Source organism: Planotetraspora mira, assembly GCF_016863275.1.
GTDB lineage: Bacteria > Actinomycetota > Actinomycetes > Streptosporangiales > Streptosporangiaceae > Planotetraspora > Planotetraspora mira.
On sequence record NZ_BOOO01000061.1, the window covers coordinates 1 to 22,837 of the forward strand.

Here is a 22,837-nt window from a genome sequence, read left to right on the forward strand (position 1 = left end):
TTCACCTACACCGGACGATCCAGATACACACCACGCGCACGACCTGCCCCAACCGCTGCGGGCGACGACCCGCCAGATGGGCCATCAGTCGGGCCATATTGGAGCGCGCCATGACAGGAGTCCTCGGGCGCGAACCTGCAGTGGCCCACACTGCCCACAGCCGTGCCGTCCGCGGCGGCGGCCCACACACCGGGAGTCACACACCGGGAGTCACGCATGGGGTATCACGCACCGGATATCACGCGCGGAGAGTCACTAACCGGGAAGCACACCGCCGCTGCGCGTCGCGGCCGCCGCAGGGCACGGCCAGGCAGGGGAACCCCAGCGCCTTGGCCGTGACCTGCGAGCGTCACGACAGACTCACGACACACTCACGAGACGACCAGCGGCTACATCTGCTGCAGCCCGCCCAGCCGGAGGAGGAGCGACTTGACGTCCGTCGCGGCGTACGACTCACGGTCGAGTGACTCGCTGCTGAGCAGGACCGGGCCGTCCAGCGGGTCGGCGGGCAGGCGGCCATGACTGCCCTTCACAACGGAGGGATCGAGCGGCACGACGGGCATCGTGTAGCGGAACCCCAGTTCCTTACGGGCCAGAGCGAGCGCGGCCTTGGCCTTCACCAGGGGGTCGGCCGGGTTCAGGAACAGCTCGGCCGGGTCGTAGCCGGGCTTGCGGTGGATCTCAACGGATCGGGCGAAGTCCGGCGCGAGCTCGTCGTCGAGCCAGTAGTAATACGTGAACCACGAGTCCGGTGCGGCGACCGCGACCAGTTCACCGGCCCGCGCGTGGTCCAGCCCGTGTGCCGCCTTCCCCTTCTCGTCGAGGACCTCGTCCACACCCGGCAGCGAGCCGATCAGCGACCTGACCCGCGGGACGTCGGCGGGATCCCGCACGTATACATGGGCGAGTTGGTGATCGGCCACGGCGAACGCCCGCGAGGTCCACGGGTCGAGATACTCCATGCCGGCCTGCCGATAGACCGTCAGCAGCCCCTCGGAGCGCAGCACCCGGTTGACGTCGACCGGGCGGGACACGTCGGTGATGCCGTACTCCGACAGGACGACCGTGACGGCGCCCGCCGCCGCGGCGTCATCGAGCAACGGCCCGAGCGCCGTATCGATCTCCCGGGCGGCGGCGATCGCCTCGGGTCCCGACGAGCCGTACCGCTGCAGGTCGTAGTCCAGATGCGGCACGTACACCAGCGTCAGGTCGGGCCGCTCGCGCGCGAGCGTGAGCCGGGCCGCGTCCACGATCCACTGGCTGGAGGCGATGCCCGCCTTCGGCCCCCAGTAGGAGAACAACGGGAAGCGCCCGAGCTCCCTGGTCAGGTCGTTGCGCAGCGACGGCGGGGTCGTGTAGCAGTCAGGGGATTTGCGTCCGTCGGCGTGGTAGATAGGCCGGGGCGTCACCGTGAAGTCGGTGGCGGCGCCCATTGCGTACCACCAGCAGATGTTCGCGACACGGTAGCCGGGATGCACCTTCCTGGCGTCGTCCCAGATCTTCGGGCCTTCGACGAGCGCGTTGTGCTGCCGCCAGAGCAGGACCTCTCCGACGTCGCGGAAATACCAGCCGTTGCCCACGATCCCGTGGTCACGGGGCATCGCGCCGGTGAGCAGGGTCGACTGGACCGAGCACGTCACGGCAGGCAGCACCGTCCGCAGCTCCGACGGCGCGCCGAGCTTGGCCACGTTGGGCATGTGCTCTAGAAGCCGGGGTGTCAGCCCGACCACGTCGACGACCACCAGCGGTCTCATCGGGTCTCCTCCTTCAGTCCGAGGTCGATGAGGCGATCACGAGCCCAGGCGAGCTCCTGTGCGATCCCCTCGACGAGGTCGGCTCCGGTCCGGGGCCGGCGGTCCTCCGGGAGCGCCTGCCAGGTATAGGTCTCCACCTCGACGTGGTGGGTACGGGCGGTCGGCCCTCCGAGCAGCGCCCGGAGAGTCCCGTCCAGCACGTCCTGCGTCGAACCGAGCGGAGCCGCGGCCGCGGCGTGCAGCGGCACATGGAAGTGCACCCGCCACGGCGAGGCGCCGGCCAGGTCCCCCGACAACGCCTGTCCGAGGTCGTCGGCTCCCGGCCACTGGTCCCGCTCGCGAGTCTGGTGGATGAAACGGGGCTCGTCGAAGGCCAGCAACGCTTCCCGTACGGCGGGGTCGGCGGGGTGGTCGGCCTGCAGGGCGCACGACGCCTGAAGTTTCACCACCGGAAGCCCCGCCGCGCTCAGCCGGTCGAGAGCCTCGCCGGGCTCTTCGAACTGCACGGCAAGATGACACGCGTCCAGGCAGACGCCCAGGAAGGCCGGGTCGAGGCCGGACAGATGCTCGGCCGCCTGTGCCGTGGTCTCCACGACGCAGCCGGGCTCGGGCTCGAAGCCCACGCGAATGGTCCTGCCGGTCGCGACGGCGATGACCGCGAGTCCCTCGGCGAGCTGGCCGAGCCGCTGCCTCGCCTCCGCTGCCTGGTCCGGCGTCCACGGGCTGCGCCAGGCCAGGGGCAGGGTGGAGACGGTCCCCGACGTGACGTCATCGGGGAGCAGCGCCGCCAACAGCCTGGCCACGTCGAGCGTGTAGTGCAGGCGCTCCGGTGAGGTCCAGTCGGGACGGTAGACGCGCAGCTTGGACGAGCTCTCGTCGTGGAAGCTTCGGTACGGGAACGCGTTGAGGGTGACGACCTCCAGCCCGTGGCCGGTGAGGGCGTCACGGAGCCGTACAACCTGTGCGGGATCGGCGACCAGCGCGTCGGCGACGGGCCGGGACAGCCACAGGCCGACGCCGAGCCGCGCGACGCCGAGCCGCTCTCGGACCGGCGCCGCGTAGTCGCGCAACTGCGCGAGCACGCCGTCGAGGTCCTCAGCCGGGTGGACGTTGGTGCAGTAGGCCAGATGGACGGTCGAACCGTCCTGATGCCGGAATCTCACGATGTCGTTCCTTCGCTCCGACGGACGGACGGGGCAGGCAAGGGTGGCGCGGTGGGGCGCGGGCAAGTGAGGGTGCGGGCGGGTGCGGACGGGTGTGAATGAGCCCGGACGGGGCGGCCCGCGAAAACGGGCCGCCCCTCCGGTTTCAGTTGGGCGCGGGCGTCAGGCGGCCGGCCCGTTCAGCCGCGTGATGATCGCGTCGGCGTCGCGGGTCAGCACAGTCTTGACGTCGGCCACGGTCACGACCTTCGGGTCGGCGACGAGGGTCTTGAAGTTCTTCAGCTCCTTGATCGTCTTGTCGTCGTTGCCCTTAACCTCGGCCTTCTGGACCTTGTCGAGCTGGTCCTGGAGTTTCTTGGCGTTCTTCTGGCTGAGCCAGCCCGTCGCCGCGAAGCGGTCGATCAGGTTGGCGATGTCACGCGTGGAGGTGGTGATGCCGAACGAGACGGACTGCACCGTCTTGTTGCCGGCGTTGTCCGTCGCGGTGACCTTCAACTCATGCGTGCCGAGCGGGAACTCGAACAGCGACCGCAGCAGCCCGGACTGGAACGGCTCGCCGTCCAGCCGGCCCGCCAGGGTCTTGACCCCGGAGGTGCTGTCCACGGCCTGCCAGGTGATGCGCACGTCCTGGCTGTCGCCGTAGATCTGCCCGGCGGCGATGCCGGAGACGAGGACCGTCGGCTTGGTGCCGTCGATCTTCAGCGTGGCGGCCTTCTCGGTCTCCACGTTCCCGGCCTTGTCCTTGGCCCGGTAGGCCACGGTGTGGGTACCGTCGCCGGTCACGTTCACCGGCTCGGTGTACGGCTTCCACGCTCCGCCGTCCAGGGCGTACTCGATCCCCGCCACGCCGGACGTCGCGTCGGTCGCCGACAGGGTGACGGGCACGGTGGCTCCGTGCCAGCCGTCGTCGTTGGCCGGTGCGAACTGCGCCGTGGTCAGCGGGGCTGTGGCGTCCTTCTTCACCGTGACGGAACCGTCGGCGGTGTTGCCCTCCTTGTCGGTAGCCCGGTAGGCCACGGTGTGCGTGCCGTCCGCCGAGATGCTCACGGGGTCGGTGTAGGCCGCGAACGGCCCGCCGTCCACGCTGACCTCGGTCTTGTCGACGCCCGACTCCTCATCGGTCGCGGTCACCGCGACCGCGACACTGGACACGAACCAGCCGTCGGCTCCGTCGGGAGCCGCCGGGACGGTCGCGGCCGAGACCGTGGGCGGGGTGGTGTCCGGCTGCTCGCCCCACGAGGCGCGGAAGTAGTCGAACTTCGCCGTCTTCGTCGCCGCCTGGTTGACGCCGAAGGCGAACACTCCGACCTTGGCCCCGCTCACGGCGGCGTTCGTCACCGGGGTCGGCGAGCCGACCTCGGTCCACGTGGCGCCGTCGGCCGAGTAGTAGCCGTGGTAGGTGTTGCCCTGCTTGGCCAGACGGAGCCACCAGACGCCCTGGGTGAGGTTGGACACCCCGGGCTGCGGGTCCTGCACGGCGTCGCCGACCTCGCTGCGCAGCTCGAGCCTGCGGGTGACCGCGGAGCCCGCCGTGTTGTCCACGACGTAGTCGAGCTTGACGTAGTTGGCGTCGTCGCCGTACGCGATGAGACCGCCCTGCTGGTACTGCTCGTTGAAGGCGCTGCCGTCGACCTTCGTCTCGACGGTCCAGTCCCCGGCGGGCGGGGTCTGCAGAATGAAGTTCTTCGGACCGGAGTTGTCCGTGCCGTAGATGTCACCCTTGCTGGTGTCGATCTCGAGGTTGCCGCCGGTCACCCGCACCGCGGTGGGGTCCGGACGGACGACGGTGCTCCACCGGCACTGGTCGAGCGAGGTGCCGTCGAACTCGTCGTTCGGGTCGGCGGGGCCGGTGGCGGTGTCGTCCGGCAGGAGCTGGAACCAGTCGAACGCCGCGTCGATCACCGTACGGTTGCCCGTGCTGGCGAACGAGGTCAGGCCGATGCGCGGGTTGGTGATCCCGGCGATCAGCTTGTCGGTCTGCGGCATCTGGGTCCACGTCTCGCCGTCGGCGGAGTACGCCGCCGCGAGGTTGGTGCCGTCACTCGACAACCGCAGGTACACGGTGTCGGGGAACGACGCTCCGAGGCTGCCGGAGTTGGACTGGGCCACCTCGTTGGGCTGGCCGTTCTCCTCCCTGATGTACTGGATGATGCGCCCGGCCGCGCCACTCGTGCCACGGCCCTGGATCACCAGCTTGGCGTAGTTGTCGTCGTCTCCGTACAGGAGCAGACCGGCCTGCTGGTACTCGGTGCGGGCCGCGATCGTCACCTTGGTGGTCGCCTGCCAGGCGCCGTTCGGAGCGGGCTGGACCACGATGTTCGTGACGGGCGTCGTGTTGCCACCGCTGTAGATCTCGGTCGCGGAGGTCGGGATGTGCAAGCTGCCGCCGGAGACGGTCAGGTCCTGGTTCTCCCTGATGACGGTCCACTTGTTGTGGTCGAGCGTGGTGCCGTCGAAGCCGTCGGACTTCCCGGTCAGGCAGGTGGTGTTGGGGCTGTCCACGACGACCTGGACGTGCTCGGTCCGTGCGGCGCCCTTCGTGTCGGTGACCGTCACCTGGGCGTCGTAGGTTCCCGGCGCCTGGTAGGTGTAGGACGCGTCCTGCGTGGTGGGCTGCGGAGCTCCGGCGACGCCGAAGTTCCACTTGTAGGTCAGCGGAGTGTTGCCGTCCGGGTCGTTGCCCTCACTGTGGAAGGCGACCTGGAGAGGAGCGACTCCCCGCGTCGGCGTCGCCGTCGCGGTGACCGTGGGCCGCTGGTTGTCGGTGACGCCCTGGCCCTCGAAGTCGACCCAGTTGACGTTCAGCAGCGAGTCGTTGTTGCCGCCGGTGGGCTTGCGGACCACGAAGAACAGCGGCCCGCTCGTCGTCGGCGGAGAGGTGATGTCGACCGGGAAGTCCTGGTAGGACTGCCAGCCTCCCGTGTTCGGCACGGTCGCCTTGCCCACGAGGGGCCCGTCGGCCGTACCGGCGTGGATCTCGATCACGCCGCCCGTCGAGGCGGACGCGGCGCGGAAGGTGATCCGCCCGATGCCCGCCAGGTTGGCCGGGCTGAAGGACCAGAAGTCACCGTCCTCGATGAAGCCGATGTCCTCGAAGCCGCCCTGCGGGTCGGACGCCGTCTCGACCTTGACGCCGGGGTCACCGGTGCCGGTGCCGTCGGGGACGCGTCCGGTGGTCTCGTAGAACTCGGCCTGCTTGCGCTTGGGCTGGAGGATGACCTGGCCCCGGCCGGTCAGCGACTTGGAGCCGCCGGCGCCGCCCTTGTCGGTGTAGCTGGCCTCCAGCACGTAGAAGACGTTGTCGCCTTCGGTGTGCCCGGACGACAGCGTGGTCTGCACGGTGCCGCTGCAGCCGGTGTACTGGTCCAGCGGGTGGCCGTGGGTGTCGTGCCCGAGCACCGCCTGGATCTGCACCTTGTCACAGTCGACCGTCCCGTCCTCGGGGTCGGTGACCGTGACGGTGAACTTCACCTGGTCGCCGAACTCGAAGAAGCCGCCGTTCGGCGGGAGGTTGATCGTCACCGTGGGCGCGGTGTTGCCGACCGTGATCGGCACGCTCGCGGCGGCGGTCTTGCCGTCCTCGTCGCTCACCGTGAGGGTGGCGCTGAAGTCGCCGTTGCCCTGGTAGGTGTGGGTCGGCGAGGCCTCAGTCGAGTCGGTGCTGCCGTTCCCGTCGAAGTCCCACGCGTACGTGATCGGCGAGCCGTCGGGGTCGCGTGAGCCCTCGCTGGAGAACTTCACCGTCAAAGGCGAGGGACCCGACGTCTTGTCGGCGGCCGCCTTGGCGATCGGCGCCCGGTTCCCCTTGACGTAGTCGATGCGGTAGACGCCCGAGTCGGTGTTGTCCCCACCGAATCCGGAGCCCCACTCGATCAGGTAGAGCGCGCCGTCAGGCCCGAACTTCATGTCCATCGGCTTCTTGAAGCCCATGGTCCCGAAGATCTGGTTGATGTCGACGAGCTTGCTGCCGTCCTCGTTGAGCTGGAAGGAGTAGAGCTTGTCCTGGTTCCACTCGGCGAAGATCGCCTTGCCGTCCCAGTAGGCCGGCCACTTGCGGTCGGAGACCAGGTCGGGGTCGAAGCGGTAGGCGGGACCCGCCATCGGCGCGCCTCCGCCGCCGATCTCGGGGAAGGCGGGGTCGGCCGCGTAGTGGTAGTAGACCATCGCCGGGATGGCCTGGGGCAGGTCGGTCAGACCGGTGTTGTTGGGCGAGTCGTTCTTCGGCGCCGCGCAGTTGAACGCCGAACCCGACTGGCCGGTCGCGAAGTTGTAGTCGATGTAGGGCTTGTTGTTGCCCACGCAGTACGGCCAGCCGTAGAAGCCGGGCTTGTTGAGGATGTCCCACTCGACCGTGTTCTCGGGGCCACGGGTGGCGCTGGGGTTCCCGGCGTCGGGACCGTAGTTGGCCACGAGCAGCTTGTGGGTCTTCGGGTCGATCCCGATCCTGAACGGGTTGCGGAAGCCCATGCCGTAGATCTCGGGGCGGGTCTTCGCCGTGCCCGGCGCGAACAGGTTGCCCGCGGGGATCGTGTAGGTCCCGTCAGGCTCGGGGTGGATGCGCAGCACCTTGCCGCGCAGGTCGTTGGTGTTGGCCGCGGTGCCCTGGGCGTCCCAGGAGGACCGGCCCGACTGCTCGTCGATGGGGGCGTAGCCGTCGGAGGCGAACGGGTTGGTGTTGTCGCCGTTGGCGAGCCACAGGTCACCGGTGGCCTTGTCGAACACCATGCCGCCACCGTGGTGGCAACACTCGGCCCGCTGCACCGGGATCTCCAGCATGACCTTCTCGCTGGACAGGTCGACGGTCCTGTCGTCCTTCACGGTGAAGCGCGACAGCCGGTCGACGACCTTGCCGTTGGGCGAGTAGTAGAAGTAGATCCACTTGTTGGTGGCGAACGCCGGGTCGAGCGCCATGCCGAGCAGGCCGCTCTCGTTGGCGGTGAAGACGTCGAGGTGCGCCGCGTTCACCAGGCCGCCGTCCGGCTTGATCGCCTTCACGTCGCCGAGGCGGTCGATGTAGTACACCGAGCCGTCGGGGGCGACGTCCAGCATCATCGGGTTGGACGTGTTGTCGTCGAGCGTGACCTTCTCGAAGCTGCCGTCCAGGCTCGCCGAGCAGTCCGCGTCGACCACGCCGGCCGCCGTCTGGATGCCGCCGAGCAGCAGGCCCAGGAAGTTCGGGTCGGTGTAGCTCTCCTCGGTGTGCCCCAGCCCGGTGTACCAGGAGCGGCCGCCGTCGTAGTCCTGACACCACGTGTTGGGGTGGTCGGCGCCCATCGTGCTGCCCGTGTAGGACGAGGCGTCGAGCGAGGTCAGGACGTGCACCGTGCCGCGAGGGTCGGTCTGGTAGTCGTACCACTCGTCCGTGCGGGACCACGTGGTGGGCAGCCCCTTGGTGGACGGGTGGGCCGGGTCCTCGATCTTGACCGTGGCCTGCTGCGGAGTCGGGTGCTGCTTGAAGTAGGCGCCGACGAGCTTGCCGTACCACGGCCAGTCGTACTCGGTGTCGGCAGCCGCGTGGACGCCGGCGTAGCCGCCGCCGCCCTCGATGTACTTCTCGAAGGCGGCCTGCTGGGTCGCGTCCAGCACGTCGCCCGTGGTGGAAAGGAAGATGACGACCTGGTAGTTCGCCAGGTTGGCCTCGGTGAAGGCACCCGCGTCCTCGGTCGCGTCGACGGTGAAGTTGTGGTCCTGGCCCAGTTTCTGGATGGCGGCGATGCCGTTGGGGATCGCCGAGTGCCGGAAGCCGGCGGTCTTAGAGAAGATCAGCGCTTTGAATGGCGGATCCGCGGCGGCGGCCGCGACTCCTGGGGACACGATTCCGATCGATAAGGCGAGAAGGGCAGCAGCAACGAAGGCCAGTGCCTTTCTCATTGTCGGTGCGAACTTCTTGCGGGTCATCGCCCACCTTTCCCAGGGACGTGCTGTGGATCCTTTGTGCTCCCCGCCTCGCGGCGGAGACCCCCGAGTGCCTTTCCTCACGCGGGCGAACCGCGTAAGACCGTGTTGCCGGCGTAGTCGCCGCCGGCGGCGACCGCAGCGGTGGCCGCGGTGGTGACATGAGCGGTGGTGAGCTCAGCGGTGGTGAGCTCAGCGGGGATGCTCGAGAGGTCGAGCCGGCCGCTCTGCCCGTAGAAGGCGACGGGATTGGCCCAGAGCACGGTGTCGACGTCCGCCTCGGAGAACCCGGCGGCGAGCATGGCGTCGCCGACCGCGCGGGTCTTCAACGGGTCGCTGCGGCCCCAGTCGGCCGCGGAGTTCACCAGGACCCGGTCGAGTCCGTGCTCTCCGAGGATCGTGACCATGCGATCCACGTCCATCTTGGTGTCGGGATAGACGGAGAAGCCCATCCAGCAGCCGCTGTCGGCGACCATGCCGACCGTCATCTCGTTGAGGTGGTCGATGAGCACACGCTCGGGCGGCAGGCCCGACTCGCGGACGACGTCGATGGTCCGCCGGGTTCCGGCGGCCTTGTCGCGGTGCGGGGTGTGCACGAGCACCGGCAGGCCGTGCTCGACGGCCAGCGCGAGTTGCCGGGTGAGGGCCTCGTCCTCGGCCGGCGTGATCTCGTCGTAGCCCACCTCGCCCACCGCGACGACGCGGTCCTTGGCGAGGTAGCGCGGCAGGAGGTCCAGGACGCCCTGGAGGCGCGGGTCGTTGGCCTCCTTCGGGTTCAGCGCGATCGTGCAGTGATGGACGACGCCGAACTGGGCGGCACGGTACGGCTCCCAGCCGAGGAGGCCGTCGAAGTAGTCGGCGAAGCTGGCGGGGGACGTGCGCGGCTGGCCCAGCCAGAAGGCCGGCTCCACCACGGCGAGGACTCCCGCCGCGCGCATGCGCTCGTAGTCGTCGGTGGTCCGCGAGGTCATGTGGATGTGGGGGTCGAAGATGCGCATCAGCGTTCCTCCCCGATGAGGGCGTGGATCCTGGTCAGGAGAGTGGGGTGGAGTTCAAGCACCGGCCACACGTCCGGCGGCACCTTGCGTCCCGCGAGCAGCCGCTCCTCGGCGAAGTCGGCCATCATCCTGGCCATCTCCTCATCCGAGCGCCTGTCGAGCCCGGCCACCGCTGCGAGGGGCACGCCGATGAACACGCACTTCAGCACCGCCTGCCGGTAGGCGTGATCAGACAGGTGATCGGCCGCGTACGGGCCCATCGCCGCCTGGACCAGCCGGGCGTCGTTGGTGCGCAGGGCGTCCCGCACGAGCGGCAGCCCCGCGTCACCGAGCCCGCCGCCGTCCTCGAGGGCGGGCAGCGACCTGAGCACGGCGAGCCGCTCGGCGGCGTCCCCGTGGGCGTAGAGCTCGAAGAGGGTCTCCCCCAGCTCGGCACCCGTCTGGGGCAGGGCGAGCAGCAGCCGCGCCCGGACCGCCTCGTCGAGGGTCCAGCCGGGCTCGCCGGGAACGGGTCCCCGGCCGCACGCCCGCCCTGCCGCGGGGAACAGCGCGGTCAACGCCCCGGCGTCGGCGCGGACCCGCTCCATGGCGGTCTCCAGCCAGCGGGCGCCCTCGTCGGTCAGTACGGTCAGGGGAATCTCCGGCACATTCGATGTCGTCATCGGTCCTCCCTGGAGGATTCGAGCAGGAAGCGCAACGAGCGCTCGGCGACCGCGGGACCCGCGTGGCTGTGCCTCGGCAGCTCGACGCTGACCAGGCCGCGGTATCCCACCTCGTCAAGCGCGTCCAGGACCGGCGGGAAGTCGATCTCCCCCTCGCCGAACTCCAGGTGCTCGTGCACACCGCGGCGCATGTCCTCGATCTGCACGTTCACCAGGTACGGCCCGGCTCGCCGCACGCTGTCGGGCACCGGATCGGGCTCCAGGCAGCGGCAGTGGCCGATGTCCAAAGTCAGGCCGAGCCGGTCGGGCGCCCCGGTGAGCTCGCGGAGCCGCTCGAACCCGGCGATGTCCTCGACGAGCATCCCCGGCTCCGGTTCGAAGCCGAGCGTGACGTCGCGGGCGACCGCCTCGTCGAGCACGGCAGCGACGCCGGTGGCGAGGTTGGCCCAGGCCTCCTCCACCCCGACCTCCGGCGGCCGGATCCCGCTCCAGAACGACACGGCCTCCGCGCCGAGGTCCGCTCCGATCCGTACGGCACGGCGGAGCAGGTCGACGCGGGACGCCGCCTGTTCCGCGGGATGGAGCAGGGTCGGATGGTGCTTGCGGAACGGGTCGAGCACGTAGCGCCCGCCCGTCTCGATCACCACGGCGAGGCCGAGTTCCCCGAGCCGTTTGGCGACGAGGTCCACCTGACGGCCGATGTCGGGCGCGTAGGGGTCGAGGTGTCCCGCGTCCAGGGTGAGCGCGACGCCGTCGTATCCCAGCTCGGCGAGCACGGCGAGCGCCTCGTCGAGCCGGTGGTTGGTAAGTCCGTTTGTCCCGTAGCCGAATCTCACGTCGGGGACACCTTTCTGGACAGCCTCCTCGCGAGGGGATGAGCCGCCGCGAGTGCCGCAGCCACGACGAGCCGGCCACGCCCGGCGGCGAGCGCGGCCTGCAGCGGCAGCAGCCCGAGGATGCTCTGGCCGACGGCGGCCCGGGTCCGCCCCGCGTCGGGGCGCCTGGCCGCGGCGATCTGCGCCCCGCCCACCAGCCCGGCGTAGGCCGCCGTCAGGCCGAACCCCGCCGCCCTGCGCACGACGGCCCCCGTGCTCCCGGCGGACCGGTGGACGTGGACGGCCGCCAGCCCGGTGGCCACGGCGGTGGCGGTCAGCGCCGTCGCCGAGCGTGCCGTGGAGCCGCCCGTGACCTCGCCGCGGCTCAGGGCCGTGACCCCGTAGGTGTGCGCCGCCACGGCGCCCGCGGTGAGCAGGGCCGCCCGGCCGTCGGCGGCATCGGTTCCCGCGCCGGCTCCGGCCGTACCGCCGAGGAGCACGTCGAGGCCGCGCGCCGCGGCCATCGCGAGCGGCCCGGCGGCGGTGTCCTTGAGGGCGAGGTCGTAGGCCCACACGACGGCGGCCAGCCCGGACGCGACCCCGAGCGCACGTCGTCCGCCGGCGCCCGCCGCCAGGGCGAGGCCGGCCCCGGTGAGCCCGGCCGCGAGGCCGAGCGCCTGCCCCGGCCGGACGCGTCCGGAGGGGATGGGCCGCTCGGGCCGCTCCCGCGCGTCGAGGTCGCGGTCGGCGTAGTCGTTCAGCGCCATGCCGGCCCAGTAGAGGCAGACCGACGACAACGCGAGGCCGGGGTTCACCGCTCCGCCCGCGGTCGTGTCACCGGGAACGGTGAGGGCCGCGGGCGCGCGGACGAGCTCGGCAAGCGTCGCGAGGTCGGGCATGGGACGAGGAGCCGGGCTCACGCCAGCTTCCCGGCCCAGGCGCGCAGCAGGTCGTACTGCACCTGGAGGCGGTGCTCGTCGGTCGCGACGGGGTCCTTGAAGAAGAAGCCGAGCTCCTCGACCGCACCGGCCTGGCCTCGCTCGTGCGCACGGGCCAGCAGCCGGGCGAGGTCGAGCACCAGGGGGGCGGCGAGCGCCGAGTCGCAGCCCTGCCAGGTGAACTGCATGGACATGCGCACGCCGAGGAAGCCCTCGAAGGTGATGTGGTCCCAGGCGGTCTTCCAGTCGCCGAGGTGCGCCACGTGGTCGATGTGGGTCTGGCCCTCGACGGCGTGTCCGAGGATCGCGGGCAGCGCGCGTTCCTTGGAGATCTTCTTGCTCTCGCCCGCGGCGGGGTCGGCCAGGGTGGCGCCGTCTCCCCCGCCGAGCAGGTTCGTGCCCGACCAGGAGCGGACGGCCAGGGCGCGGGCCGCGAACATGGGGGCGAGCGCGGTCTTGAGCAGGGTCTCCCCCGTCTTGGCGTCCCTGCCCGCGTACGGCACGGCCCGGGCGTTCGCCAGCTCGTCGAGTGCGGGCAGCCACGCCCCGGTGGACGGCGTGAAGTCGATGTACGAGCAGCCGGCGCTGAGCGCGGCGTACGCGTAGAGGGAACTCGGCGGCAACACGGCCGCTCCGGGGGTCTCGAGCGCGACGGTCAGCGCCTCCAGGCTCTGGTGAGCCGGGTGGGGGGCGACGGGCGGCTCGGTCGAGGCCACGTGGATCACGACGACGCGCGCGAGCCCGAGACGGTCGCGGAAGTCGGTGATGTCCCTGATCAGCGCTTGGGCGAGCGAGGCCTGGGTCTCGTCCTCCCGGGGCACCCCGGTCGCGAGGCCGGGCCGGATCTCCGCGTCGGCGGCCTCGAGTTCGTGGCGGACCAGGTCGGCCAGCGGCGGCGGGACGACGCCCGCCCTGCTCAGCTCCTCGGCCCTCTTCGGCAGCGGCGTGCTGGAGATGTCATGCCCGCCGAAGACGAGGGTGTCGAGCGGCGGCAGTCCTGCCTCCGCGAAGTCCGCACCCGCTGTCACGCAGCCCACCGGCGCCGCGAGCCCGGCGCGCAACGCCGCGGCTCCCGTGACGACCGTGGTGGCCACCGATCCTCTCGCACCTACCAGCCAGACACCGATCTTCATCGGTCACTCCCTTTTCCCTGAGCCGGTCGCCGACGAGCCCGGCCGTTTTCCTGGACCGATTCGCGGACGAACCGGCCGTTGTACCGGGCCGGTCGCCGACGAGCCGGGCCCTTGTCACGAGTTCGGGGAGGGCGCCCGCCCCGGCGCCTCAGGCGGGCGTCGCGGACGGGCACCACTCCGGTGGTGGGTCGTTATCGGGTGATGGTGAAGGTGTCGATGTCGAACAGGGAGCCGGACCCGCCGGAGAAGCTGAGGAACAGCGACCCGGTCACGTTGCCGGTCAGGTTGGTGGTGACGGTCCTGAAGGTGTCCCAGGAGCCGGTGTTGGTGACCGCGATGGAGCCCAGCACGGTGCCCGTCTGCGAACCCGAGCGGATGGTGATCGTCCCGCCCGCGCCCGCCGAGGAGTACTTCACCGCGAAGGTCTTCGCGTTCTGCGTGTTCACCGACGAGTAACCGGCCCAGTCGCCGTTGTCGATGTAACCCAGCGTCGTGCCGCCACTGGCACCGCCGTGACCCGCCGGCTGCACGCCCGACTGCGAGGTGTAGGCCTCGCCCTCGGTCGTGGTGCTCACCGGAGTCGTGGTGGTGGTCCTGGAGATGGTGAGGGTGTCGATGTCGAACAGGGAGCCGGACCCGCCGGAGAAGCTGAGGAACAGGGGCCCGGTCACGTTGCCGGTCAGGTTCGCCGTGACGGTCTGGAAGGTGTCCCAGCTCCCGGTGTTGGGAACCGCCACCGACCCGAGCACGGTGCCCGTCTGCGAACCCGAGCGGATCGTGATCGTCCCGCCCGCGCCGGCCGAGGAGACCTTCGCGGAGAACGTCTTGGCGTCCTGCGTGCTCACCGTGGAGTAGCCCGCCCAGTCACCGTTGTCGATGAAACCGAGCGTCGTGCCGCCACTGGCACCGGCGTGACCCGCCGGCTGCACGCCCGACTGCGAGGTGAACGCCTCACCCTCGACCGTGGTCGTGTCGCCCGTGGGCGGCGGGGTGGTGGGCGGGTTGCAGTTGGCCTGCACCATGCCCGCGGCGTACCGGATGCCGCCGAGCAGCAGGTTGCGGTAGTTCGGGTCGGCGTACGACTCGATGGTGTGCCCGAGGCCCGTGTAGAACGAGCGTCCGGACGCCTGCGGGTGGCACCACGTGATCGGGTGGTCCCCGCTCATCTCGCCGCCCGAGTAGCTGGTCTCGTCCAGGCTCTGCAGCACGTGGACGGTGGATCGGGGGTTGGTGCGGTAGTTGTACCACTCGTCGGTCCGCGTCCACGTCGCGGCGAGGCCCGACGTGGCGGGGTGCGTGCGGTCCTCGTTCTTGACGACCGCCTGCTGGATCGCGGGGTGGCTCTTGAACCAGGCGCCGACGAGCTGGCCGTAGTACGGCCAGTCGTACTCGGTGTCGGCCGCCGCGTGGATGCCGACGTAACCGCCGCCGCCGTTGATGTAGTTGGTGAACGCGGTCTGCTGGGTGTCGTTCAGGACGTCGCCCGTGGTGCTGAGGAAGACGACGGCCTTGAACTGCGCCAGGTTGGCGGCGGTGAAGGCGCTCGCGTCCTCGGTCGCGGTGACGGTGAAGTTGTTCGCCGTTCCGAGGTCGCGGATCGTCTGGATGCCGGTGGGGATGGAGTCGTGCCGGAAGCCGGCCGTCTTGCTGAACACCAGCACCTGGTAGGCGGGATCGGCCGCCTGAGCCGCGGTGGGCGCGAACTGGGTCGCGATCAGCGTGGCGGCGACCAGCGCCAGACCACGCCGCATGACTCTGCGCATGGCTGTCCTTTCATGTACGGCTCGCCGGCGCGCGAGGGATGCCTTCGGGGCACACCTCGCGCGCGGCCGCCTTGTCGGAGCGCCTGGCTAGCGGGTGATGGTGAAGGTGTCGATGTCGAACAGGGAACCGGTCCCACCCGTGAAGGTGAGGAACAGCGAGCCCGTCGCCGTGCCGGTCAGAGTCGTGGAGACCGTCTGGAAGGTGTCCCAGCTGCCGGTGTTGGGGACCGCCACCGACCCGAGCACGGTGCCCGTCTGCGAACCGGAACGGATCGTGATCGTCCCGCCCGCGCCCGCCGAGGAGACCTTGGCCGAGAAGGTCTTCGCGCCCTGGGTGTTCACCGACGAGTAGCCCGCCCAGTCACCGTTGTCGATGTAGCCCAGCGTCGTACCGCCGCTGGCACCGGCATGGCCTGCGGTCTGCACGCCCGACTGCGAGGTGAAGGCTTCGCCTTCGGTCGTGGTCGAGGTGCCGCCGCTACTGGTGTTGAAGGTGAAGGCGTCGAGGTCGAACAGGTTGCCCTGCCCGGTCGCGCCCTTGAACACCAGGTACAGCGTCTGGGTTCCGCTCGGCACGTTCGAGAGCGGGACGTTGACGTTGACGAAGGTGTCCCAGCTGCCGGTGTTGGCCACGGCCGCGGAGCCGAGGAGCGTGCCGGTCGCCGAGCCCGTGCGCACCTCGATGGTGCCGCCCGCGCCGCCGGACGACGCCCGGGCGGTCATGCTGGTGGCGCCGGTCAGCGCGTACGGCGTGAAGGAGATCCAGTCACCGTTGTCGGTGAAGCCGACCGTCTTGGCGCCTTCGGCGCCGGCGTGGTCGGCGAGCTGGATGCCCTGCATAGCGCCGTAGTGCTCGGCCTGGCGGTGCTTGGGCTGGAGGGTGCGGGTGCTGACCGAGGTCAGACTGCCCTTGTCGGTGTAGGAGGCCTCGAAGACGCCGAAGATGTTCGCCGCGGCGTCATGCTCACCGTCGGTCGGGGTCGTCAGCGTTCCGGAGCAACCCGTCTTCGACGTGATCTGGTGACGGTGGTTGTCGTGGCCCAGGAAGTAGGTCACGGTGACCTTCGTGCAGTCGATCGTGCCGTCTTCGGGGTCGGAGACGGTGACCGAGTAGGGCACCGTGTCGCCGAAGGCGAACAGCGTGCCGTTGGTCGGCGTGTTCAGGTTCACCGTCGGCGCGGTGTTGCCCACACTCACGACGAGGCTCGCCGTGCCGGTCAGGCCCTGCGGATCCCGGACCGTCAGCGTCGGCGTGTAGGTGCCGTTCGCCGTGTAGGTCTTGGTGGGGTTGGCCGCGGTCGAGGTGGTGCCGTCGCCGAAGTTCCACGAGTACGTCAGCGCGCCGCCCTCGGGGTCGGAGCTGCCGGCCGAGGAGAAGTTCACGGTCAACGGGTTGGCGCCCGAGGTCTTGTCCGCGGCCGCCTTGGCGATCGGGTTGCGGTTGGCGCCGCCGATGTACTCGATCCGCCAGAGGGCCTGGTTGTTGCTGCCCGTGCCGTAGTCGAGGACGTACAGCGCGCCGTCCGGGCCGAACGCCTGGTCCATGACCTGCGTTCCGCGCCAGGGGAAGGCCCCGATGTCACCGGGGGTGCCGTCGGACTTGACCTCGATGGCCTTGATCCACTGCCTGCCGTACTCGCCGGCGAAGAAACGGCCGTCGAGTGACTGGGGGAACTTCACGGCGGAGTTGAGCGAGGCGTTGTACCGGTATACCGGTCCGCCCATGGGCGACTCGGAGCCGCCGCCGAAGTCCGCCGGGGAGCCGGCCTCGCCGCCGTACCTGATCCAGGCGGGCTTGGCCGGGGGCAGGGTGGTCAGGCCGGTGTTGCGGAACGAGTTGTTCGTCGGGCCGCCGGCGCAGTTGTACTTGGCCAGCGAGGGCCCGCTCGGGAACGTGTACTCGTTGTAGGTCTCGGCCGTGGTGTTGGTGCCCGTGCAGTACGGCCAGCCGTAGTTGCCCGCCGAGGTGATCCGGTTGAACTCCACCTGGCCGCCGGGGCCGCGGTTCGCGTCGGCGCCGCCCGCGTCGGGTCCGTAGTCGCCGAGGTAGACGATGCCGGTGGCCTTGTCGACCGACATGCGGAACGGGTTGCGGAAGCCCATGCCGTAGATCTCGGGGCGGGTCTTCGCCGTTCCCGGCGCGAACAGGTTGCCCGAAGGGATGGTGTAGGTCCCGTCGGACTCCGGGTGGATCCGCAGGAGCTTGCCGCGCAGGTCATTCGTGTTGCCCGCGGACCGCTGCGCGTCGAACTGCGGGTTGCGGTCGGTGCGCTCGTCGATCGGCGTGTACGCGTTCGACTCGAACGGGTTGGTGTCGTCACCGGTGGTGAGGTACAGGTTGCCCGCGGCGTCGAAGTCGATGTCCCCGCCGACGTGGCAGCACTGCCCGCGGTCGTTGGGCACCACGAGCACGACCTTCTCGCTCGCCATGTTCAGCGTGTTGTCAGAGTTGAGCGTGAACCGCGACAGGTGCAGCTCACCCTTCCACGCGTCGAACTGCGCCTGGGTGCCGCTGGTGGGCGCGTCACCGCCGGGCGTGCTCAGCGTGGGCGAGTAGTACAGGTAGATGTAGCGGTTCGTCGCGAAGTTCGGGTCCGCCGCGACACCCTGGAGGCCCTCTTCGTCATGGGTGTAGACGTTGAGCTTGCCGGCCACCTTGGTGTTGCCGGCCGCGTCGGTGACCCGGACCGTGCCGTCACGGGCGGTGTGCACCACCGTGCGGTCGGGGAGCACCGCGAGGGACATCGCCTCGCCGAGCTCGGCGCCGCCGACGGCCAGCTGGACCTGCTGGTAGTCGGAAGCGGGGATGACAGAGGCCTGGGCCGCCGGCGCCGTCGCCACACTGGCTGCCAACACCAGTGAGAACGCGGATAACAGTGGGACCCACGGCCGAAGACGTGGAGACATGAGGGTCCTTTCCTGACCTAGGGGGGCTCAGTCAGGCAAGGCGCGCGCCGCCGCGCTTGTTGCCGGTTGTGCGGGTGGTGCTCATGCCGATTCATAGCTGGAGATGCCGACTCCAGATTGCTGCGAATTCCTCCTTAAGATTTGCAGGTCATAATCTTTGACCTGCAATGTTATGTGCGACCGGTGCCGAGCCGATCGCAGTCGGATCGTCCATGATGTGATCGACCACCATGCTCGCGGCGCCCCGGGAGGCGGCGCCGAAACCGAGATTTGACGCCATGAAACGGCAGCGTGCCGCGGGCCCGGCGATGACGAGCTGCTCGAGCTCCGCCTGGGCCGGCGGGATGAGCTGCTCGGCGAGCCTCGCGAAGTAGCCGCCGATCACGATCACGCGCGGGTTGAAGAGGTTGACCAGGATCGAGCCGCCGAGCCCGAGCCACCTGCCGACCTCCGCCACCGCGCCCATTGTCCGTTCGTCGCCGTCGGCGAGACCTCGCGCGATCTCCCTCACCCGCTCCTCGGGATCGGGGGTCGGCACGGTGTCCAGCCCGTACGCCTGGTCGGGGGTGGCCGAGCGGACCAGGGCGGCGAACCCGACCTTGGTCTCCCAGCAGCCGACCCGGCCGCAACCGCAGCGGGCTCCGCCTGGATCGACGGGCAGATGGCCGACCTCGCCGGAGAAGCCGTCCGCGCCTCGCAGCAGGCGGCCGCCGACGATGATGCCGCCGCCCACGCCGACCTCGCCCGTGAGGGAGACCATGTCGGCCGTGCCGGCCGCGACTCCGCTCGTGAACTCGGCGAGCGCGGCGAGGTTGGCGTCGTTGTCCACGGTCACGGGCACCCGCAGGCCGCCGAGCTCCTCACGGAGACGGTCGGCGAGAGGAAGGCCGTGCCAGCCGAGGTTGGGCGCGAAGGCGACCACGCCCCGCCCGCTGTCCACCAGTCCCGGCACTCCGACCACGATGCCGCCGGGTGACGCCCCGGCCCGCTTCATGTCGCCGATGACCCGCCGGGTGACCCGGCCGAGCTCCGCGAGCGACCGGTCGGGCCCCTGGCCCATGGCGTCGAAGCCGATCCGGCGCTCCACCAGGACCCGGCCGCTCAGGTCGGTGCCGTGGACGGCGATGTAGTCGACGTTGATCTCCATACCGAGCGCGCCCACGTGCGAGCCGTCGAGGGCCACCGCACGCCGGGGGCGGCCGATGGCTCCGGCCCGCTCCGTCCCGACCTCGCGGACCAGCCCGCGCTCGAGCAACTCGGCCATCAGGTTGGAGACGGTCGCACGGTGCAGGCCGGTCGAGTCGGCGATGTCCGCCCGGGAGCAGGAGCCCTCTTCGCGCAGGTGGCGCAGCACGAGCGCGAGGTTGGCGCGCCGCAGGGAGGCGTGACCCAGCGGCTGGGCGAGACCGTTCGCCGAGCGTGTGGGGGATTGCCTCTGGGTCAACGCCGGCCGCCTTTGTATGTATCGAAGATTAATTAACGCGTTTATAACATGGGCATCACAGGCGTGCACCCACGCCGCAGGTAACGAATCAGCAACACGCGAACCGCCGTTCCGCGTTACACAAGAGTTACGGAAGGCGAAGCGTTTCGACGCTTGCACGATCTTCGAAACCGCGCTTTTAATTCGACGAGCCATGCAAATTAATTCCGTCAGGCCACGCGAGTGGTCTGATTCGGCGTGCAATTTTCGCAAGGAGGTCTGCGTGCGGCGTGAGGGCACCTGGAACGGCGGCCCGGGCACCCCTCGGCGGGGTCCGGCCGATCAGGCCACCGTGCGCCGCTCCAACCTGGCCCTCGTGCTCAGGCACCTGAGGGAGCACGGCGCACGATCCAGATCGGCCGTCGCCGCGGAGACGGGACTGAACAAGACCACGGTGACCAGCCTCGCGAGCGAGCTTCTCGCCCGCGGCCTCATCAAGGAGACCGGCCCGCAGCACGCCGGCGCGGTCGGCCGTCCCGGACTCGCGCTCACCCTCGACGGTTCGGGGGTCGGCGCCCTCGGCCTGGAGGTGAACGTCGACTACATCGCGGCGTTCGCGACCGACCTCGCCGGCCGGGTGCTGCTCGACTGGCGAATCAGCTTCAACGCGATGAACAGCACTCCGGAACGTTCCCTCGACGAGCTGGCCAGGGCGATCAAGCAGGCGGTCGACGAGCTCGCCCTGCTCGGGGTCACGGTCGCCGGGATCACCGTCGCCGTCCCCGGGCTCATCGACACGACGACGGGGACGGTCGACGTGGCGCCCAACCTCGGGTGGTACGGCGTGCCCGTCGCGAACGTGCTCGAACGGGCCGACGTCTCGCGGGACGTGCCGGTCACCATCGACAACGACGCCAACCTCGCCGCGCTCGCCGAGTTCACGTCCGGAGTCGCGGCCGGCACGCCCGACCTGGTCTATCTCACCGGAGAGGTGGGGATAGGCGGCGGCATCATCGCCGGGGGCCGGCTGCTCGGCGGCGCGGACGGGTTCGCCGGGGAGGTGGGCCACGTCCCCGTGGACCCCTCAGGCGACCGGTGCGGCTGCGGGCGCATCGGCTGCTGGGAGACCAAGGTCGGGCTGGCCGTCCTGGTCCGGATGGTCACCCCCGACAACGCGTACGGCACGCACGACGGGATGGTCCGCGATCCGGAGGAGCGCCTGGCGGAGATCGAGGCGCGCCAGGCCGCGGGTGATCCGCACGTCACCGAGGCCGTCGCCGAGGTCGGCCGCTGGCTGGGCCGTGGCGCGGCCACGCTGGTCAACCTCTTCAACCCCCGCGTGATCGTCCTCGGCGGCTACTTCGCCAGGCTCGCCGACCAGCTCATCCCCGTGGCGCAGGCCGAGCTCGAACGATGGGGGGTGGCCGGGTCGATCGCCCGCTGCTCCTTCGTCGCGTCCGACTTCGGTTTCTGCGCCGCCTCACGCGGCGCGGCGGGAATCGTCGTCGAACGCGTCCTGTCCGACCCCACCACCGTCGACATCCGCGCCAGCGGGATGCCCTCCTCCGCGAGCCCCGAAGGGAGAGCCGACCCGGTGTCCCACCGTGTGAAGCCGCCTCGCTGACCCCAGTCCCCCGTCCACCCGGCCGGGCCGAACCCGGTGACGAAGCCGTTCCCGCCGACCTCGGCTTCGTCCCCGGCGGTGCCGCAACGAGCCCGGCCGGGCGGACGGGTCCACAACCTCAAACAGCCAGACAGGATCCAGGAGGCAACCCATGCCGGAGTCATCCCCCGACACGGCGCCGCTTCTCGTCATGCGCGGGATCGTCAAGCAGTTCCCCGGCGTCCGCGCGCTCGACGGCGTCGACCTCGACGTCCGCGCGGGCGAGGTGCACTGCCTGCTCGGGCAGAACGGCGCGGGCAAGTCCACTCTGATCAAGATCCTCGCCGGCGCGCACCAGCCGGACGAGGGCTCCATCACCCTGGCCGGCGAGGCCGTACGGCTGTCCACGCCGATCGCGGCCATCCGGCTCGGGGTCTCGACCATCTACCAGGAACTCGACCTGGTCGACGGGCTCAGCGTCGCGGAGAACATCTACCTCGGCCACGAACTGGCCCGGTTCGGCTTCACCCGTACGGCGCAGGCCGCCAAGGCGGTCCGCGACCTCCTGACCCGGCTGGGCCACCCGGAGATCCGGCCGACGACCGAGGTGGGGGCGTTGTCGCCCGCGGCCAAGCAGGTCGTGAGCATGGCGCGGGCGCTGTCCCACGAGACCCGGCTGATCATCATGGACGAGCCGTCCGCCGCGCTGGCGCAGGACGAGGTGACCAACCTCTTCCGCATCATCCGCGAGCTGACCGCGCAGGGTGTGGCCGTCGTCTACATCTCCCACCGGCTGGAGGAGATCCGCGAGATCGGCGACCGGGTGACCGTGCTCAAGGACGGCCGGACGGTCGCGGTCGGCCTGCCCGCGAGGGAGACCTCGACCTCGACGATCGTCTCGCTGATGACCGGCAGGAACGTCGAGTACGTGTTCCCGCCGCGTTCCGCCCCAGGAAGCCACGACGGCCGCCCGGAGGTGTTGCGGGTGGAGGGACTGACCGTACCCGGCCGGGTGCGGAACATCTCCTTCTCCGTGCGCGCCGGTGAGATCGTCGGCCTGGCCGGGCTGGTCGGCTCGGGCCGGTCCGAGATCATCGAGGCGGTGTACGGCGCCCGCCGCGCCACCGGCCAGGTCATTCTGGACGGCAAGCCGGTGCGCTCCGGCAGCCCGAGCCGTGCCGTACGGCTCGGCATGGGTCTCGCACCGGAGGAGCGCAAGGCCCAGGCGCTGCTCCTCGACCAGAGCGTCGCCCGCAACATCACGCTCGGCGCGCTGGGCAAGTACTCCCGGTTCGGCTGGCTGGACCGGGGCCGGGAGATGGCCGACGCCCGCCGGCACGCGGAGTCCCTCGGCATCCGGCCGCCGGATCCCCGGCGGGCCATCAGGACGCTGTCGGGCGGCAACCAGCAGAAGGCCGTGCTGGCCCGATGGCTGGTCGACGGCCGCAAGCTGCTCCTGCTCGACGAGCCCACCCGCGGCGTCGACGTGGGCGCCCGCGCGGAGCTCTACGCGGTGATCAAGCGGCTGGCCGACGAGGGCGTCGGGGTGCTGCTGGTCTCCAGCGAGGTGCCCGAGGTGCTCGGGCTGGCCGACCGCGTTCTGGTGATCAAGGAAGGCTCGATCATCCACGAGTCCGGCGCTGAGGAGCTGGACGAACACGCAGTTCTCGACATGATCATGGAAGGGAGCCTCGCATGAGCGAGTCCCGAGTACCTTCGGTCGCCGAGCCGCCGCAGGCGCCGCTCCCCGGTGGCCGCGCAAACGGGAACGTAAGCCTGCTGG

At 70.3% G+C, this 22,837-nt stretch carries 13 protein-coding genes; 2 read left to right on the forward strand and 11 right to left on the reverse strand.

Going from position 1 to position 22,837, the window contains the following annotated elements; translation table 11 throughout:
• Positions 1-389: 389 nt before the first annotated feature.
• The 11 genes from Pmi06nite_RS40775 to Pmi06nite_RS40825 all read right to left on the reverse strand — a co-directional run bounded on the left by Pmi06nite_RS40775 (position 390) and on the right by Pmi06nite_RS40825 (position 19,472).
• The gene (locus Pmi06nite_RS40775; RefSeq protein WP_203958616.1) at positions 390-1,754 is read right to left on the reverse strand and encodes an alkaline phosphatase family protein; all 1,365 of its coding nucleotides are present in this window, start codon (positions 1,752-1,754) and stop codon (positions 390-392) included.
• The gene (eboE, locus tag Pmi06nite_RS40780; RefSeq protein ID WP_203958617.1) at positions 1,751-2,917 is read right to left on the reverse strand and encodes a metabolite traffic protein EboE; all 1,167 of its coding nucleotides are present in this window, start codon (positions 2,915-2,917) and stop codon (positions 1,751-1,753) included. Before eboE ends, Pmi06nite_RS40775 begins: the two co-directional genes overlap by 4 nt.
• A 162-nt stretch (positions 2,918-3,079) precedes the next feature.
• On the reverse strand, positions 3,080-8,731 hold the full coding sequence (locus tag Pmi06nite_RS40785) for a ThuA domain-containing protein (RefSeq protein ID WP_203958618.1): 5,652 nt from the start codon (positions 8,729-8,731) through the stop codon (positions 3,080-3,082).
• 161 nt (positions 8,732-8,892) lie between these two features.
• Entirely contained in the window at positions 8,893-9,810 is a 918-nt protein-coding gene (locus tag Pmi06nite_RS40790; RefSeq protein ID WP_203958619.1) for a TatD family hydrolase, read from the reverse strand.
• Complete coding sequence (locus Pmi06nite_RS40795; protein ID WP_203958620.1) at positions 9,810-10,472, reverse strand: EboA domain-containing protein; 663 nt, start codon at positions 10,470-10,472, stop codon at positions 9,810-9,812. The genes Pmi06nite_RS40790 and Pmi06nite_RS40795 overlap by 1 nt, the downstream gene beginning before the upstream one ends.
• Positions 10,469-11,308 (reverse strand): sugar phosphate isomerase/epimerase family protein, encoded by an 840-nt coding sequence (locus Pmi06nite_RS40800; RefSeq protein ID WP_203958621.1) that lies wholly within the window; start codon positions 11,306-11,308, stop codon positions 10,469-10,471. The genes Pmi06nite_RS40795 and Pmi06nite_RS40800 overlap by 4 nt, the downstream gene beginning before the upstream one ends.
• Positions 11,305-12,186, reverse strand: coding sequence for an SCO3242 family prenyltransferase (locus Pmi06nite_RS40805; protein WP_203958628.1), 882 nt, complete (start codon positions 12,184-12,186; stop codon positions 11,305-11,307). Before Pmi06nite_RS40805 ends, Pmi06nite_RS40800 begins: the two co-directional genes overlap by 4 nt.
• Before the next feature lie 17 nt (positions 12,187-12,203).
• Positions 12,204-13,358, reverse strand: a complete 1,155-nt coding sequence (locus Pmi06nite_RS40810; protein WP_203958622.1) for an inositol-3-phosphate synthase — start codon at positions 13,356-13,358, stop codon at positions 12,204-12,206.
• Positions 13,359-13,549: 191 nt separating this feature from the next.
• Positions 13,550-15,121 carry a ThuA domain-containing protein gene (locus Pmi06nite_RS40815; protein ID WP_203958623.1) on the reverse strand — a complete coding sequence of 524 codons (1,572 nt, stop codon included), beginning with the start codon at positions 15,119-15,121 and terminating at the stop codon, positions 13,550-13,552.
• Between the two features lie 87 nt (positions 15,122-15,208).
• Positions 15,209-17,977: a carbohydrate-binding protein gene (locus tag Pmi06nite_RS40820; RefSeq protein ID WP_239114555.1), complete on the reverse strand. Its 2,769-nt coding sequence runs from the start codon at positions 17,975-17,977 to the stop codon at positions 15,209-15,211.
• Positions 17,978-18,176: 199 nt separating this feature from the next.
• A complete protein-coding gene (locus tag Pmi06nite_RS40825) occupies positions 18,177-19,472 on the reverse strand; it encodes an ROK family transcriptional regulator (protein WP_203958625.1) in 1,296 nt (431 codons plus the stop codon).
• Positions 19,473-19,734: 262 nt separating this feature from the next.
• Here Pmi06nite_RS40825 and Pmi06nite_RS40830 point away from each other — a divergent pair, with 262 nt between their 5' ends.
• Positions 19,735-21,075 carry an ROK family transcriptional regulator gene (locus Pmi06nite_RS40830; protein WP_239114556.1) on the forward strand — a complete coding sequence of 447 codons (1,341 nt, stop codon included), beginning with the start codon at positions 19,735-19,737 and terminating at the stop codon, positions 21,073-21,075.
• Positions 21,076-21,226: 151 nt separating this feature from the next.
• Positions 21,227-22,753 carry a sugar ABC transporter ATP-binding protein gene (locus Pmi06nite_RS40835; RefSeq protein ID WP_203958627.1) on the forward strand — a complete coding sequence of 509 codons (1,527 nt, stop codon included), beginning with the start codon at positions 21,227-21,229 and terminating at the stop codon, positions 22,751-22,753.
• Positions 22,754-22,837: the final 84 nt, after the last annotated feature.